The sequence below is a fragment of the Pseudomonas sp. GW823-FHT06B06 genome, assembly GCF_058795195.1.
Window position 1 is genome coordinate 1 of sequence record NZ_JBXAHO010000080.1, and the last position, 12521, is coordinate 12521.

The window sequence follows — 12521 nt, forward strand, 5'->3', positions numbered from 1 at the left end:
CCGCCAACAGCAAGGGGGAGCAAGCTCCCCCTTCGGTTTTTACCGGACACTAGTGACGCAGAGCGTGGGAACGATCACCGTCGTGCAGCAGGATCAGATCAGGCCAAACAGTTCTTTTGGCATCAGCGCGTAGTAAGCCAGGCGCGGAATCAGCCAGCTCTGCAGCAACTGCAGTGCGATGAAGGCGAAGATCGGCGAGATGTCGAGGCCGCCCAGGTTCGGAATGATCCGGCGGAACGGCGCGAGCACCGGTTCAGTGATCTGCTGGACCAGTTCTGCGCCTGGATTGTGGCTTCCCGGAGCGACCCAGGACAGAATCACGCTGATGATCATTGCCCAGAACAGGATCTTCAAAAACAGCGCGAAGATGCCGATCAGCGCCCAGGGGGCCAGGAACAGTACATCGACCGAGTAACCACTGAGCAGCAGGATGACCGCGAACAGCACCATTTGCACGATCAGGGCCAGCACCAGCGAGGACATGTCCAGCCCGAACATGCTCGGGATAACCCGGCGCAGCGGCTTTAGCAGGGGTTGCGTGGCCTTGACGGCGAATTGGCAGAGCGGGTTGTAGAAGTTCGCCCGCACCAATTGCAGGATGAAACGCAGCAACACGATCAAAAGATACAGGCTGCCCAAGGTCTGGATCACAAAAATGGCAGCGTCATTGAGTCCGAGCATTGTTGATTCCTTATTAAGTGCTGATTAGCGACCGAGTTGCTCAGCCATCTCGGCCGAACGATGCGCGGCGGCGCCCAGGGCTTTTTCGACCAGTGCTTCGAAGCCATTGGCCTGGAACGATTTGATCGCGGCTTCGGTCGTGCCGGCAGGCGAAGTGACGCGGCGACGCAGCTCGGCGGCGTCTACGTCGCTGGACACCGCCATGTGGGCGGCGCCCAAGGCGGTTTGCAGGGTCAGTTGCGCGGCGATGTCTGCCGGCAGGCCGAGTTTCACGCCAGCGGCGGTCATGGCTTCGATCAGCAGGAAAAAGTACGCAGGGCCCGAGCCGGAAACGGCGGTGACCGCATCCAGCTGTTGTTCCTCGTCCAGCCACAGGGCAACACCAACCGCCGATAGCAGCTCTTGAGCTTGCTGGCGCTGTTCGGCGGTCACCTGATTGGTGGCGAACAGGCCGCTCACGCCCTGACGCAGCAGCGCCGGCGTGTTGGGCATGCAGCGCACGATCGGCTGGGCGCCGAGCCAGTTGTTCATGCTGGCGCAGGTGATGCCGGCGGCAATCGATACCACCAGTTGCCCGGGTTTCAGGCTTGGGCGAAGGGCTTCACAGACAGCCTTCATCGCCTGGGGCTTGACCGCCAGCACGACCACATCGGCGCCCTCGATGGCCTGGGCATTGTCGGCGAATACTTCGATGCCGTGTTCGGCGCTCACGCGGGCTCGGGTTTCTTCTCCCGGATCGCTGGCGCGGATCTGCGCCGCTTCCAGGCCTTTGGCCCGCAGGCCGCCGATCAGGCTGGCGGCCATGTTGCCGGCACCGATAAAGGCAATACGTGTCTTGCTCATGTCAGGTCCTTATGAAGGGGGTCAAGGTTGACCGTAATCTCTGGCGCCAAACAGGGCCGTACCGACACGGACCCAAGTGGCACCTTGGGCGATAGCTGACTCAAGGTCGTGGCTCATCCCCATGGAAAGTGTGTCGAGTGGCAAGTTCAGGCTGGCCTGCAAGCTTTGCACGGCAGCAAAAGCGGCATCCTGGGCAGCACGATCTTCGGTCGGTTCGGGAATTGCCATCAGCCCGCGCAACTTCAGGCGCGGCAAGGCGCTGATGGCATTGGCCAAGGCCGGCAGGTCCTCCGGTGTGCAGCCGGACTTGCTGGCTTCACCGCTGACGTTGACCTGGATGCAGATGTTCAAGGGCGGCAGATCGGCGGGGCGTTGTTCGGACAGGCGTTGCGCAATTTTCAGGCGATCCACGGAATGCACCCAGGCGAAGTGCTCGGCGATTGCGCGAGTCTTGTTCGATTGAATGGGGCCGATGAAGTGCCAGATCAAGGGCAGGTCGGTCAGTTCCGCCTGCTTGCCCAATGCCTCCTGCAGGTAGTTCTCGCCAAAATCGCGCAGGCCCGCGGCATAGGCTTCACGCAGCGCCTGGGCGGGTTTGGTCTTGCTGACGGCCAGCAACTGGACGCTGTTTTCATCGCGGTGGGCGGCGAGGGCGGCGGCACGAATACGTGAACCAACCCGTTCAATGTTGTCTGCTATCGTGGACATTCAAGAGGCGCCAGCGGTCTGAGGTTGGCGGCATTCTACTGGAATTGAGGGGTGCTATGGATATCACTGAGTTGCTGGCGTTCAGCGCCAAACAAGGCGCATCCGACCTGCATTTGTCGGCAGGCCTGCCGCCAATGATCCGTGTCGATGGCGATGTGCGGCGCATCAACTTGCCGGCCCTGGAGCACAAGGAGGTGCAGGCACTGATCTACGACATCATGAACGACACCCAGCGGGTGGCCTTTGAGAAGCACTTGGAAACCGACTTTTCCTTTGAGGTGCCCGGCGTCGCGCGATTCCGGGTCAATGCCTTCAATCAGAGTCGAGGCGCTGGAGCGGTTTTCCGCACGATCCCGTCCAGGGTCCAGAGTATGGAAGAGCTGTGCATGGGCGAGGTGTTCCGCAAGATGACCGACGCGCCGCGTGGCCTGGTCCTGGTGACAGGCCCGACGGGGTCCGGCAAGTCCACCACCTTGGCAGCGATGATCGATTATCTGAACAACCACCGCCATCACCACATCCTCACTATCGAAGACCCTATCGAGTTCGTTCACGAATCGCGCAAATGCCTGATCAATCAGCGTGAAGTTCATCGTGATACCCGCAGTTTCGCCACCGCCTTGCGTTCGGCCCTGCGCGAAGACCCGGACGTGATCCTGGTGGGGGAAATGCGTGACCTGGAAACCATCCGCCTGGCATTGACCGCCGCCGAGACTGGCCATTTGGTGTTCGGCACGCTGCACACGACCTCGGCGGCGAAAACCATCGACCGGATCATCGACGTGTTCCCCGGGGACGAGAAGTCGATGGTGCGTTCGATGCTTTCCGAGTCATTGCTGGCGGTGGTGTCCCAGACCCTGGTCAAGAAGATCGGGGGAGGGCGGGTCGCAGCCCACGAGATCATGCTCGGGACATCGGCAATCCGTAACCTGATCCGTGAAGACAAGGTGGCACAGATGTATTCGTCGATTCAGGCGGGCGGGTCGCTGGGGATGCAGACGCTGGATATGGGTCTGAGGGACCTGGTGACCAAGGGCTTGGTCAGTCGCGAGCAGGCGCGGGAGAAGGCGCGGTCGCCGGAGAATTTCTGATGGCGTTTAAAGCAAAAGATCGCAGCCTGCGGCAGCTCCTACAGGGAAACGCGAGTCCCTGTGTAGGAGCTGCCGCAGGCTGCGATCTTTTGATCTTGCTTCAGGTTAGCGCTGAACAACCTGCAACGCTTTCTGGTCTTTCGGCAGAACCCGCTTGGCCACGACGTAGTGTTTTTCCCAGTACGGTTTCTTCAGGGTGTCGATGCTCACCGACTTGCCACGGCGTGGCGCGTGGATGAAGCGGTCGTTGCCCAAATAGATGGCAACGTGATTGACTCGACGACTCTTGATGTTGAAGAAAATCAGGTCGCCGGGCTTCAAGTCGTTGCGATCGACTTTCTCGCCGTGGCCGCTGGCCATGGCATTGGAGGTGCGTGGCAGGTCAAACGTGGCGTCGTTGAACGCGTATTTCACCAGGCCGCTGCAGTCGAAGCCTTTGCTCGGGCTGCTGCCGCCCCAACGGTACGGTGTACCCAGGACGTTAACGGCGCGGCTCAGCACGTTGCTGCTTTCCCGGGTCGCCATTGGCGGCACCAGGCTGCTCTTGCTGGCCAGCTGTGGAGCCAGCTTTACCGATTTCTTGCTTTTGCTCGAAGGGGCAGCCGCATGGGATTTTGGGGTGTAACCATTAACGTTCGGAAGACGTTGCTCACGATTGGTGGCGTGGGCGGCCAGTGGCAATAATAGGCAAATGGTTAGCCATGTCTTGAAAAATGGACGCATTAGGCAGGGCTCGTATGTGTTAGCGCGCAACTTTATAACAGCTTTTTTTGGCATTCTGAGGCCGTTGGTCGATTCCATCGGGGTCTAACGGAACCAAATAAGCGGTAAATTGACGCGATTGTCCGACAGAAGTCAGGTGCTATAAGGGTTTGGCGAGAGTGACGGTAGCATTTGCCATACGTCGGCTGCTCGTAAAAAAGTCACAAAGATTTAAAGAATATTTATCTATCGCGTGAATCGAGGTCATCCATGAACACCTATCAACCCCCCGTCCCGCATCAGGACACGCACAGCAAGGTGATTGGTTACCTGCTGTGGATTTTTGGATTTACCGGTGCCCATCGCTTTTATTACGGCAAGCCGGTGACCGGGACGATCTGGTTCTTCACCTTCGGTTTGCTGGGGATTGGCTGGTTGATCGACCTGTTCCTGATTCCGACCATGGACCGTGAAGCAGACCTGCGATTTACTGCTGGACCGATTGAATACAACGTGGCGTGGATTCTGCTGACGTTTCTTGGGGTGTTCGGCGTGCACCGGATGTATCAGGGGAAGTGGATCAGCGGGTTGCTGTACCTGGTGACGGGTGGGTTGTTCTTTCTGGGGGTGTTGTATGACTTCTGGACGCTGAATGACCAGGTGTCCATTCGCAACGCGCAGAACAGAGGCGCCTTCCAGTAAGTCTTCGCGAGCAGGCTCGCTCCCACAGGATTGATGCGGTCCTTGTGGGAGCGAGCCTGCTCGCGAATGCAGGCGACGCGGTTTTAAGCCTGGTGGCTGATCCGGCCATCCACCAGGGTGTAGCGCACCACACCCGGGAGGCTGTGGCCAATGAATGGGCAGTTCTCGCCTTTGGACAGCCAGGTCTCCCCGGCCACGGTCGAGGCTGCAGGGTCGAATAGCACGATATCCGCTGCGCCGCCCACCGCCAGCTTGCCCGCTGGCAGGCGCAAGGCCTCCGCAGGGCCGGCACTGAGTCGCGCCAGCAGCGTCGGCAGGTCGAGCAAGCCGTCTTCCACCAGTGTCATCGCCAGCGGCAGCAGCAGTTCAACACTGCTGATGCCGGGCTCGGTAGCCCCGAACGGTGCCAGTTTGGCGTCCCGTTCGTGGGGTTGGTGATGGCTGGAAATGGCCGAGACCACGCCGGACTTCACGGCTGCGCGCAAACCCTCACGGTCGGCGCGGGTGCGCAGCGGCGGCTGCACGTGATAGAGGCTGCTGAAATCGATCAGCGCTTCGTCGGTCAGTATCAACTGGTACAGGGCGACATCCGCCGTGACCTTCAGGCCGCGTTGCTGGGCTTGGGCGATCAGCGCTACACCACGTGCGCTGGTCAGCTGGCTGAAATGCGCACGCACGCCCGTCTGTTCGACCAGCAGCAAGTCCCTGGCGAGGGCCACGGTTTCAGCGGTTTCCGGAATGCCCGGCAGGCCGAGGAAGCTCGCGGTCGGTCCTTCATGAGCCAGGCCGCCTTCCGCCAGGTCGTGGTCCTGGGAGTTGAAGATCACCGTGAGATCGAAGGTGGCCGCGTAATCCAGTGCCCGGCACAGGGTGCGGGTGTTGCGGAAGCTCTCCAGGCCGTTGCCGAAGGCCACGCAGCCGGCATCGCGCAAGGCAACCAGCTCTGCAAGCTGTTCGCCGTCCAGGCCTTTGCTCAGTGCGCCGATCGGGAACACTTTAGCGTTACCGGCTTCGCGGGCGCGGTCGAGGATCAGCTCGGCCACGGCCGAGGTGTCCAGCACCGGTTTGGTCTTTGGCGGGCAGCACAGGCTGGTCACGCCACCGGCAGCGGCGGCGCGGGTTTCGCTGGTAATCGAACCTTTGCGGCTGTAGCCCGGTTCACGCAGGGCGACATTGAGGTCGACCAGGCCAGGGGCGGCCACCAGGCCTTTGGCATCGAGGGTGTCGACAGCGACAAAACCGGCTGGGGCGGCGCCAATGGCGACGATCTTGCAGGCTTCAATGTGGATATCGGTGACTTGATCCAGGCCGCTGGCCGGATCGATGACGCGGGCCCCGAGAATGCTGAGCTTCACTGAACGTTCTCCTGCTCGAATTGGCGTTGCGCAGTCTGACCGCTCATGGCCATGGACAAGACGGCCATGCGAATCGCGATGCCGTAGGTCACTTGGTTGAGGATCACCGAGTGTGGACCGTCGGCTACCGCCGATTCGATTTCCACCCCTCTGTTGATCGGCCCCGGGTGCATGACGATGGCATCGGGTTTGGCGCCAGCCAGGCGCGCGGTGGTCAGGCCGAACAGGCGGTAGAACTCGCCCTCGCTCGGCAGTAGGCCGCCGGTCATACGCTCACGCTGCAGGCGCAGCATGATCACCACGTCGACGTCTTTGAGGCCTTCGGTCATGTCGGTGTAGACCTTCACGCCGTATTGCTCGATGCCGATCGGCAGCAGGGTCTTCGGCGCAATCACGCGGATGTCCGGGCAACCCAGGGTTTTCAGGGCCAGCATGTTCGAGCGTGCAACCCGCGAGTGCAGGATGTCGCCGACGATGGCCACCGAAAGGTTTTCGAAGCCGCCCTTGTGCCGGCGGATGGTGAGCATGTCGAGCATGCCCTGGGTCGGGTGAGCGTGACGGCCGTCGCCGCCGTTGATGATCGCCACCTGTGGGCAAACATGTTCGGCGATGAAGTGTGCAGCGCCGGAATCACCGTGGCGCACGACGAACATGTCGGCGGCCATGGCCTCCAGGTTGCGCAGCGTGTCGAGCAGGGTTTCGCCCTTGCTTGCCGACGATGTCGACACGTTCAGGGTGATCACGTCCGCCGACAGCCGTTGCGCCGCCAGTTCGAAGGTGGTGCGGGTGCGGGTGGAGTTTTCGAAGAATACGTTGCACACGGTCTTGCCGCGCAGCAACGGGACTTTCTTCACTGCCCGGGCGCCAACTTCGAGGAACGAGTCGGCGGTGTCGAGGATTTCCGTCAGCAGCTCGCGGCGCAAACCGTCGAGCGAGAGGAAGTGGCGCAGCTGGCCCTGATCATTGAGCTGCAGCGGGCGCTTGGTATCTAGAGGCGTCATCGCGAGGGGGACTCTCAATAGGGCGAATTAAAGGGCGAGGTCTTGCAGTTCGAGCTTGAGTTCCGGCCCCGACAGTTTCACCCGCTCGTGGGCTGCCAGGGACAAGGTCGCGCCCAGTACGTTGGGGCGGATCGGCAGTTCACCGGCATCCAGGTCCAGCAGGCATACCAGGGTCACGCTGGCCGGGCGGCCGTAGTCAAACAGTTCGTTCAGGGCGGCGCGGATGGTCCGCCCGCTCATCAACACGTCGTCGATCAGCACCAGGTGTTGGCCTTCGATCTCAAACGGCAGGGCCGACGGCCGCACTTGCGGGTGCAGGCCGTTCTGGCTGAAGTCGTCGCGGTAGAAGGACACGTCCAGTGTGCCAAGCGGTTCGGCGCTGCCCAGCTCCTTGAGCAGGGCCTGGGCAACCCACACGCCACCGGTACGAATGCCGATGTAGCGCGGTTCGCTGATGCCACGGTGTTCCAGGTGTGCCTTGAGATCAGTCGCCATCTGGCTGATCAGTTCGGCGGGATTGGGCAGGCTCATGGTTGCTCCTTCTTGGGCCCGAGCCGGATCGTTGCGGGAGGTGGCTCGGGTTGTAGCTAAAAGAGACGGGTGACGGCTCTTCAGGATTAGGATTGGAACAATGCGCTGTTCTCGTCGAGCCAGCCTTGCAGCAGCAGGGCGGCGGCGATGGCATCCACCGGGTTATCGCGGTAGCTGCCTTTCTGTCCGCCCCGGGCCAGGCGTTCGCCCTTGGCTTCGAAGGTGGTCAGGCGTTCATCGTGGGTATAGAAGGGCAGGTTGAAGCGACCGTTCAGGCGTCGGGCGAACTTTTCCGCGCGGGCGCACATGTCGCTGGGTGTGCCGTCCATGTTCAGCGGCAGGCCGACCACCACGGCGTCGGGCTTCCACTCCTTGATCAGCGCTTCAACCTGATCCCAGTCGGGAATACCGTTTTGTGCCTTCAAGGTGCACAGCTCGCGGGCCTGGCCGGTAATGACCTGGCCAACCGCAACGCCGATCTGCTTGGTGCCGTAGTCGAATCCCAGAATCAACCGCAGGGCCATCAGGCGTGCCCCGCCTGGCTGGTGAGCAGGCTGAGATTGACGCCCAGGTGCTTGGCTGCCGCTTCCAGGCGCAGCTCGCTGCTGGTGTTGAACAGGATGTCGGCGTCGTACGGGCAAGTCAGCCAGGCGTTCTGGGCCAGTTCGGCCTCCAGTTGCCCGGCTTCCCATCCGGCATAACCCAGCGTGATAACGCTTTTCGCCGGGCCGACGCCATCGGCAATGGCGAACAGCACGTCCTGGGAGGTGGACAGGGACAGCTCGCCTTCCAGATCAACGGTCGCTTGAAAACTCTGGCCCTTGGGGTGCAGGACAAAACCACGATCGGTCTGTACCGGACCGCCGATGAAGATCGGCACGTGCTGGCAGAGCGCGGGCGGCTCGATGTCCGGACGCAATTGCTCGAGGATATCGGCCAGGTTGAGGTCCTGCGGACGGTTGACCACCAGCCCCATGGCACCATTGGCCGTGTGCTCGACGATGTAGGTCAAGGTGTGCGCAAAGTTCGGGTCGACCATGTGAGGCATGGCGATCAGGAAGTGATGCTTGAGGTAGCTGGGGCTGACGTTTTTCATGAACGCTAGTGTGGCGTTGGAGGGACGAACTGACAAGCTGGGGATGCAAATCTGACACGATTCCCTGTAGGAGCGAGCATGCTCGCGAAAAACCTGAAAACCCCTCGGGGTATCAGGTTTCCCGCGTTATCGTTGACGACCATCGCGACGGTGCGACGATTCGACATGCTCGCTCCTACAAGGGGTGCTGGTCAGTTACTGGAGAGGCGGTCGCCGCGTGCAAATTTCCACGTGCGGATGATTTCCAGGCGATCGATGTCCGACAGGTCCCCGGTAAAGGGGGCGAACGGCGCTGCCAGGCGCACGATGCGCTGGGCCGCCTGGTCCAGCAGCGGTTGTCCGGACGACTCCAGTACCAGCACCTCATACAGCGAGCCATCGCGGTTGATCGAGACCATCAGGCGCAAGTTGCCGTAGATCTGCTTGCGCCGGGCTTCGTCAGGGTAATTGAGGTTGCCGATGCGCTCGACTTTTTTACGCCACTCGTCTTTATACCAGGCGCCCTTGTCGCGCATGGTCGAGGCGGCGCTCAGGCGGTGGATGCGCGGGCGCTTGGCGTACAACTGTTGTTCTTGGGCCAGTTCGGCTTCGAGGCTGGCGATGTCGCTGGACAGCTGTTCGCTGTCGAATGTCGGTGCCGCCACCACAGGTTTGGTGACGGGCTTGGGCTCCTCCGTTTTTGTCGGGGCTTTCTTTGGCTTGGGTGCGACGGTGGTCACGGCTGCCTTGGGCGGGGCGTCCTTCTGTTCTGGCTTGGCGGCGGGCGGTGGCGTGACTTTTTGTACCTTGTTGTCCTGGAAAGGCGCGATCTCGGTGGTCTTGGGGATGGCCTTCTTGTCCAGGGTGCCGCTGCCTTGCTGGTTTTCCTGGGCGAGGAAGTCAGCCTTTTCCGGTTTCTTTTCGCTTTTGAAGGTGGCGAGGGTGATTTCCAGGGTTTTGCTGATCTGCTTGGGCTCGACCATTGTGAAACCGACACCCAGCAGTAATGCCAGGTGGATCAGCGCCGCCAGGAACAGGGTAAAACCGAGGCGATCGGCCGGGCGCACGCCGTGGTGGGCGAGTTCGGGGGGCAGATCGGACGGGAGGGTCATGACAAGGAAACCAACATCGCGTTTTCACAGGCCGCGCATGATAACGCAATGTTGGTTTGGCTTATCAACGGGCCTTGAGCTTCTGATCGATGGCATCCATCAACATGCCGCCAATATCGGTGCCGAAGGCATTGTCGATTTCGCGAATGCAGGTCGGGCTGGTGACGTTGATTTCGGTCAGGTGCTCGCCGATCACATCGAGGCCGACGAACAGCAGGCCTTTTTCGCGCAGGGTCGGACCGACTTGCGCCGCAATCCAGCGATCCTTCTCGGTCAATGGACGGGCTTCGCCGCGGCCACCGGCTGCAAGGTTGCCACGGGTTTCGCCGGCAGCAGGAATGCGCGCCAGGCAGTAGTCCACCGGCTCGCCGTCGATCATCAGGATGCGTTTGTCGCCATCGACGATGGCCGGCAGGTAGCCCTGGATCATGATTTGCTGCTGGCCGTGCAGGGTCAGGGTTTCGAGGATCACCGACAGGTTCGGGTGGCCGGCGGTGTGGCGGAAGATCGAGGATCCGCCCATGCCGTCGAGTGGCTTGAGAATCACATCGCCATGATGGTCGGCGAATTCACGCAATACGTCAGGGCGACGGCTGACGATAGTCGGAGGCGTGCACTGCGGAAACAGCGTGGCGAACAGTTTTTCGTTGCAGTCACGCAGGCTTTGCGGCTTGTTGACCACCAGTACGCCAGCATTCTCGGCCTGTTCCAGCAAATAGGTGGTATAGACGAATTCCATGTCGAAAGGCGGATCCTTGCGCATCAGGATCACGTCCAGGTCGCTCAGCAGGTTGTCCTGCTCGGCTTCCAGCTCGAACCATTTTTCCGGGTTGGCGAACACTTTCAGCGGGCGCATCCGCGCCCGTGCCTGGCCTTCGGCCTGGTACAGGTCGCGCTGCTCCATGTAGAACAGTTCCCAGCCGCGTTTCTGTGCGGCCAGCAGCATGGCCAGCGAGCTATCCTTTTTATAGGAGATGCTGGCGATAGGATCCATGACAATCCCGACACGAACGCTCATGGGTGTTTCCTCAAAAGTGGGTGAGGCCTAGGACCGTATAAAAGTGGCGTCAGAGTGGCGCTGAGTGTGTTCCCGGTCAAGGAAAAACCACTGCCGGGGCCGGCCGATAGATTGGATTTGGAGACTGTGCTAAAAAGGCTGCCATGTCGTGCCGGCCCTTGAACATCAAGGGTTTCGAGTCCTCGACGCCCCGCAGATGGACAAATAGATTCCTAAAGGCGACGGTAGAGCAACTATGGAACAGCAACCCAGCGCCTTGAAGGTCATGGTGATCGACGATTCGAAGACGATTCGCCGCACCGCCGAAACACTGCTCAAGAATGTGGGTTGTGAGGTCATCACGGCCATCGACGGGTTCGATGCGTTGGCCAAGATCGTCGATCACCACCCCGGCATCATCTTTGTCGACATCATGATGCCGCGCCTGGATGGCTATCAGACCTGCGCGTTAATCAAGAACAACAGTGCATTCAAGTGCACGCCAGTGATTATGCTGTCGTCCAAGGACGGGCTGTTCGACAAGGCCAAGGGGCGCATTGTCGGCTCCGACCAGTTTTTGACCAAGCCTTTCAGCAAGGAAGAGCTGCTGAGCGCGATCCAGGCCCATGTTCCGGGCTTTGCCGCTGTTTTGCCGCAGTAAGACACCTACAGTGACGCTCGGCCATTGGGCCCTGCGCCGACAAGAATGGGGAAGACCATGGCACGTATCCTGATCGTCGATGATTCGCCGACCGAAATGTACAAATTGACCGGCATGCTGGAGAAGCACGGTCATGAAGTATTGAAAGCCGAAAACGGCGCAGACGGCGTGGCGCTGGCCCGCCAGGAAAAACCCGACGCAGTGCTGATGGACATCGTCATGCCCGGACTCAATGGTTTCCAGGCGACCCGCCAGTTGACCAAAGACCCGGAAACCGGGCACATCCCGGTGATTATCATCACCACCAAGGATCAGGAAACCGACAAGGTCTGGGGTACGCGCCAAGGGGCCAAGGACTACCTGACCAAGCCGGTTGACGAAGATACCCTGATCAAGACCTTGAACAACGTGCTGGCCGGTTGATCACAGGGCCATGAGCGAATCACTGACCGCCTTCGAACTGCTATTGCAGATCGACCGGCGTTGTCGCTTGCTGGCGGCGGACTTGCCGTCCCAGCCCGCCCGCCAGGACAGCTGGAGCGGCATCGGTTTTCGCCTGGGCGAACAGTGGTACGTCGCGCCCATGGGCGAAATCGGTGAAGTGTTGCACGAACCGCGTTTTACGCTGGTGCCGGGGGTCAAGTCCTGGGTAAAGGGCGTGGCCAATCTGCGCGGGCGTTTGTTGCCGATCATTGATTTGTGCGGTTTTTTTGGCCTGGAAATCTCGGCGACGCGCAAGCAGCGGCGCGTATTGGTGGTGGAACATGACGAGGTGTTTGCCGGGTTGCTGGTCGATGAAGTCTTCGGCTTGCAGCACTTTGCCCGCGACAGTCTGCAGCCAATAGACGCACCGGGCGGCCCGATCGCACCGTTCATCACCGGCCGGTTTCAGCGCGAGCAGAGCTGGCAGGTGTTGAGCCTCTTTACGCTGGCGCGGTCGCAGGGGTTCATGAATGTTGCCATTTAAATGGAACGACACAGTTCTAAATGTGGGAGCGGGGGGGGGGGGGGGGGGGGGGGGGGGGGGGGGGGGGGGGGGGGGGGGGGGGGGGGGGGGGGGGG

Annotated in this window: 16 protein-coding genes; 5 read left to right on the forward strand and 11 right to left on the reverse strand. The window is 60.9% G+C overall.

Going from position 1 to position 12521, the window contains the following annotated elements:
- Positions 1 to 93 precede the first annotated feature (93 nt).
- Genes AC1Q8Q_RS31835 through AC1Q8Q_RS31845 form a run of 3 tightly spaced genes read right to left on the reverse strand, consistent with a single transcriptional unit; the run spans position 94 to position 2232 of the window.
- Positions 94 to 681 (reverse strand): YggT family protein, encoded by a 588-nt coding sequence (locus AC1Q8Q_RS31835; RefSeq protein WP_020797373.1) that lies wholly within the window; start codon positions 679 to 681, stop codon positions 94 to 96.
- 24 nt (positions 682 to 705) lie between these two features.
- Positions 706 to 1524 carry a pyrroline-5-carboxylate reductase gene (gene proC / locus AC1Q8Q_RS31840; protein ID WP_020797374.1) on the reverse strand — a complete coding sequence of 273 codons (819 nt, stop codon included), beginning with the start codon at positions 1522 to 1524 and terminating at the stop codon, positions 706 to 708.
- 21 nt (positions 1525 to 1545) lie between these two features.
- Complete coding sequence (locus tag AC1Q8Q_RS31845; protein ID WP_020797375.1) at positions 1546 to 2232, reverse strand: YggS family pyridoxal phosphate-dependent enzyme; 687 nt, start codon at positions 2230 to 2232, stop codon at positions 1546 to 1548.
- A gap of 56 nt (positions 2233 to 2288) precedes the next feature.
- On the opposite strand from AC1Q8Q_RS31845, the gene AC1Q8Q_RS31850 reads away from it, so the two are divergent.
- A complete protein-coding gene (locus AC1Q8Q_RS31850; RefSeq protein ID WP_492615958.1) occupies positions 2289 to 3323 on the forward strand; it encodes a type IV pilus twitching motility protein PilT in 1035 nt (344 codons plus the stop codon).
- 105 nt (positions 3324 to 3428) lie between these two features.
- Here the strand turns inward: AC1Q8Q_RS31850 and AC1Q8Q_RS31855 are convergent, their stop codons facing one another.
- A complete protein-coding gene (locus AC1Q8Q_RS31855; protein WP_020797377.1) occupies positions 3429 to 4046 on the reverse strand; it encodes a C40 family peptidase in 618 nt (205 codons plus the stop codon).
- A 249-nt stretch (positions 4047 to 4295) separates the two neighbouring features.
- On the opposite strand from AC1Q8Q_RS31855, the gene AC1Q8Q_RS31860 reads away from it, so the two are divergent.
- On the forward strand, positions 4296 to 4727 hold the full coding sequence (locus AC1Q8Q_RS31860; protein WP_033045275.1) for an NINE protein: 432 nt from the start codon (positions 4296 to 4298) through the stop codon (positions 4725 to 4727).
- An 83-nt stretch (positions 4728 to 4810) separates the two neighbouring features.
- Here the strand turns inward: AC1Q8Q_RS31860 and AC1Q8Q_RS31865 are convergent, their stop codons facing one another.
- From AC1Q8Q_RS31865 to gshB, 7 genes are all read right to left on the reverse strand, one after another.
- Entirely contained in the window at positions 4811 to 6082 is a 1272-nt protein-coding gene (locus AC1Q8Q_RS31865) for a dihydroorotase (RefSeq protein ID WP_020797379.1), read from the reverse strand.
- A complete protein-coding gene (locus tag AC1Q8Q_RS31870; protein WP_020797380.1) occupies positions 6079 to 7083 on the reverse strand; it encodes an aspartate carbamoyltransferase catalytic subunit in 1005 nt (334 codons plus the stop codon). The genes AC1Q8Q_RS31865 and AC1Q8Q_RS31870 overlap by 4 nt, the downstream gene beginning before the upstream one ends.
- A gap of 27 nt (positions 7084 to 7110) precedes the next feature.
- Complete coding sequence (pyrR, locus tag AC1Q8Q_RS31875) at positions 7111 to 7614, reverse strand: bifunctional pyr operon transcriptional regulator/uracil phosphoribosyltransferase PyrR (RefSeq protein WP_020797381.1); 504 nt, start codon at positions 7612 to 7614, stop codon at positions 7111 to 7113.
- An 86-nt stretch (positions 7615 to 7700) separates the two neighbouring features.
- Complete coding sequence (gene ruvX / locus AC1Q8Q_RS31880; protein ID WP_020797382.1) at positions 7701 to 8138, reverse strand: Holliday junction resolvase RuvX; 438 nt, start codon at positions 8136 to 8138, stop codon at positions 7701 to 7703.
- The gene (locus tag AC1Q8Q_RS31885; protein WP_008063482.1) at positions 8138 to 8710 is read right to left on the reverse strand and encodes a YqgE/AlgH family protein; all 573 of its coding nucleotides are present in this window, start codon (positions 8708 to 8710) and stop codon (positions 8138 to 8140) included. The genes ruvX and AC1Q8Q_RS31885 overlap by 1 nt, the downstream gene beginning before the upstream one ends.
- Before the next feature lie 191 nt (positions 8711 to 8901).
- Positions 8902 to 9801, reverse strand: coding sequence for an energy transducer TonB (locus AC1Q8Q_RS31890; protein ID WP_020797383.1), 900 nt, complete (start codon positions 9799 to 9801; stop codon positions 8902 to 8904).
- Positions 9802 to 9865: 64 nt separating this feature from the next.
- Complete coding sequence (gene gshB / locus AC1Q8Q_RS31895) at positions 9866 to 10819, reverse strand: glutathione synthase (protein ID WP_020797384.1); 954 nt, start codon at positions 10817 to 10819, stop codon at positions 9866 to 9868.
- Between the two features lie 235 nt (positions 10820 to 11054).
- Between gshB and pilG the strand changes: the two genes are divergently transcribed.
- The 3 genes from pilG to AC1Q8Q_RS31910 are packed head-to-tail and all read left to right on the forward strand — an operon-like array spanning position 11055 to position 12426.
- Positions 11055 to 11459, forward strand: a complete 405-nt coding sequence (gene pilG, locus AC1Q8Q_RS31900; protein WP_020797386.1) for a twitching motility response regulator PilG — start codon at positions 11055 to 11057, stop codon at positions 11457 to 11459.
- A 57-nt stretch (positions 11460 to 11516) separates the two neighbouring features.
- On the forward strand, positions 11517 to 11882 hold the full coding sequence (gene pilH, locus AC1Q8Q_RS31905; RefSeq protein ID WP_007897961.1) for a twitching motility response regulator PilH: 366 nt from the start codon (positions 11517 to 11519) through the stop codon (positions 11880 to 11882).
- A 10-nt stretch (positions 11883 to 11892) separates the two neighbouring features.
- The gene (locus tag AC1Q8Q_RS31910) at positions 11893 to 12426 is read left to right on the forward strand and encodes a chemotaxis protein CheW (RefSeq protein ID WP_020797387.1); all 534 of its coding nucleotides are present in this window, start codon (positions 11893 to 11895) and stop codon (positions 12424 to 12426) included.
- Positions 12427 to 12521 lie beyond the last annotated feature (95 nt).

What these genes read in the sequence shown, in the direction of transcription:
- AC1Q8Q_RS31835 (WP_020797373.1), bottom strand. Translation starts at nt 681, where the DNA reads ATGCTCGGACTCAATGACGCTGCCATTTTTGTGATCCAGACCTTGGGC.
- proC (WP_020797374.1), bottom strand. Translation starts at nt 1,524, where the DNA reads ATGAGCAAGACACGTATTGCCTTTATCGGTGCCGGCAACATGGCCGCC.
- AC1Q8Q_RS31845 (WP_020797375.1), bottom strand. Translation starts at nt 2,232, where the DNA reads ATGTCCACGATAGCAGACAACATTGAACGGGTTGGTTCACGTATTCGT.
- AC1Q8Q_RS31850 (WP_492615958.1), top strand. Translation starts at nt 2,289, where the DNA reads ATGGATATCACTGAGTTGCTGGCGTTCAGCGCCAAACAAGGCGCATCC.
- AC1Q8Q_RS31855 (WP_020797377.1), bottom strand. Translation starts at nt 4,046, where the DNA reads ATGCGTCCATTTTTCAAGACATGGCTAACCATTTGCCTATTATTGCCA.
- AC1Q8Q_RS31860 (WP_033045275.1), top strand. Translation starts at nt 4,296, where the DNA reads ATGAACACCTATCAACCCCCCGTCCCGCATCAGGACACGCACAGCAAG.
- AC1Q8Q_RS31870 (WP_020797380.1), bottom strand. Translation starts at nt 7,083, where the DNA reads ATGACGCCTCTAGATACCAAGCGCCCGCTGCAGCTCAATGATCAGGGC.
- pyrR (WP_020797381.1), bottom strand. Translation starts at nt 7,614, where the DNA reads ATGAGCCTGCCCAATCCCGCCGAACTGATCAGCCAGATGGCGACTGAT.
- ruvX (WP_020797382.1), bottom strand. Translation starts at nt 8,138, where the DNA reads ATGGCCCTGCGGTTGATTCTGGGATTCGACTACGGCACCAAGCAGATC.
- AC1Q8Q_RS31885 (WP_008063482.1), bottom strand. Translation starts at nt 8,710, where the DNA reads ATGAAAAACGTCAGCCCCAGCTACCTCAAGCATCACTTCCTGATCGCC.
- AC1Q8Q_RS31890 (WP_020797383.1), bottom strand. Translation starts at nt 9,801, where the DNA reads ATGACCCTCCCGTCCGATCTGCCCCCCGAACTCGCCCACCACGGCGTG.
- gshB (WP_020797384.1), bottom strand. Translation starts at nt 10,819, where the DNA reads ATGAGCGTTCGTGTCGGGATTGTCATGGATCCTATCGCCAGCATCTCC.
- pilG (WP_020797386.1), top strand. Translation starts at nt 11,055, where the DNA reads ATGGAACAGCAACCCAGCGCCTTGAAGGTCATGGTGATCGACGATTCG.
- pilH (WP_007897961.1), top strand. Translation starts at nt 11,517, where the DNA reads ATGGCACGTATCCTGATCGTCGATGATTCGCCGACCGAAATGTACAAA.
- AC1Q8Q_RS31910 (WP_020797387.1), top strand. Translation starts at nt 11,893, where the DNA reads ATGAGCGAATCACTGACCGCCTTCGAACTGCTATTGCAGATCGACCGG.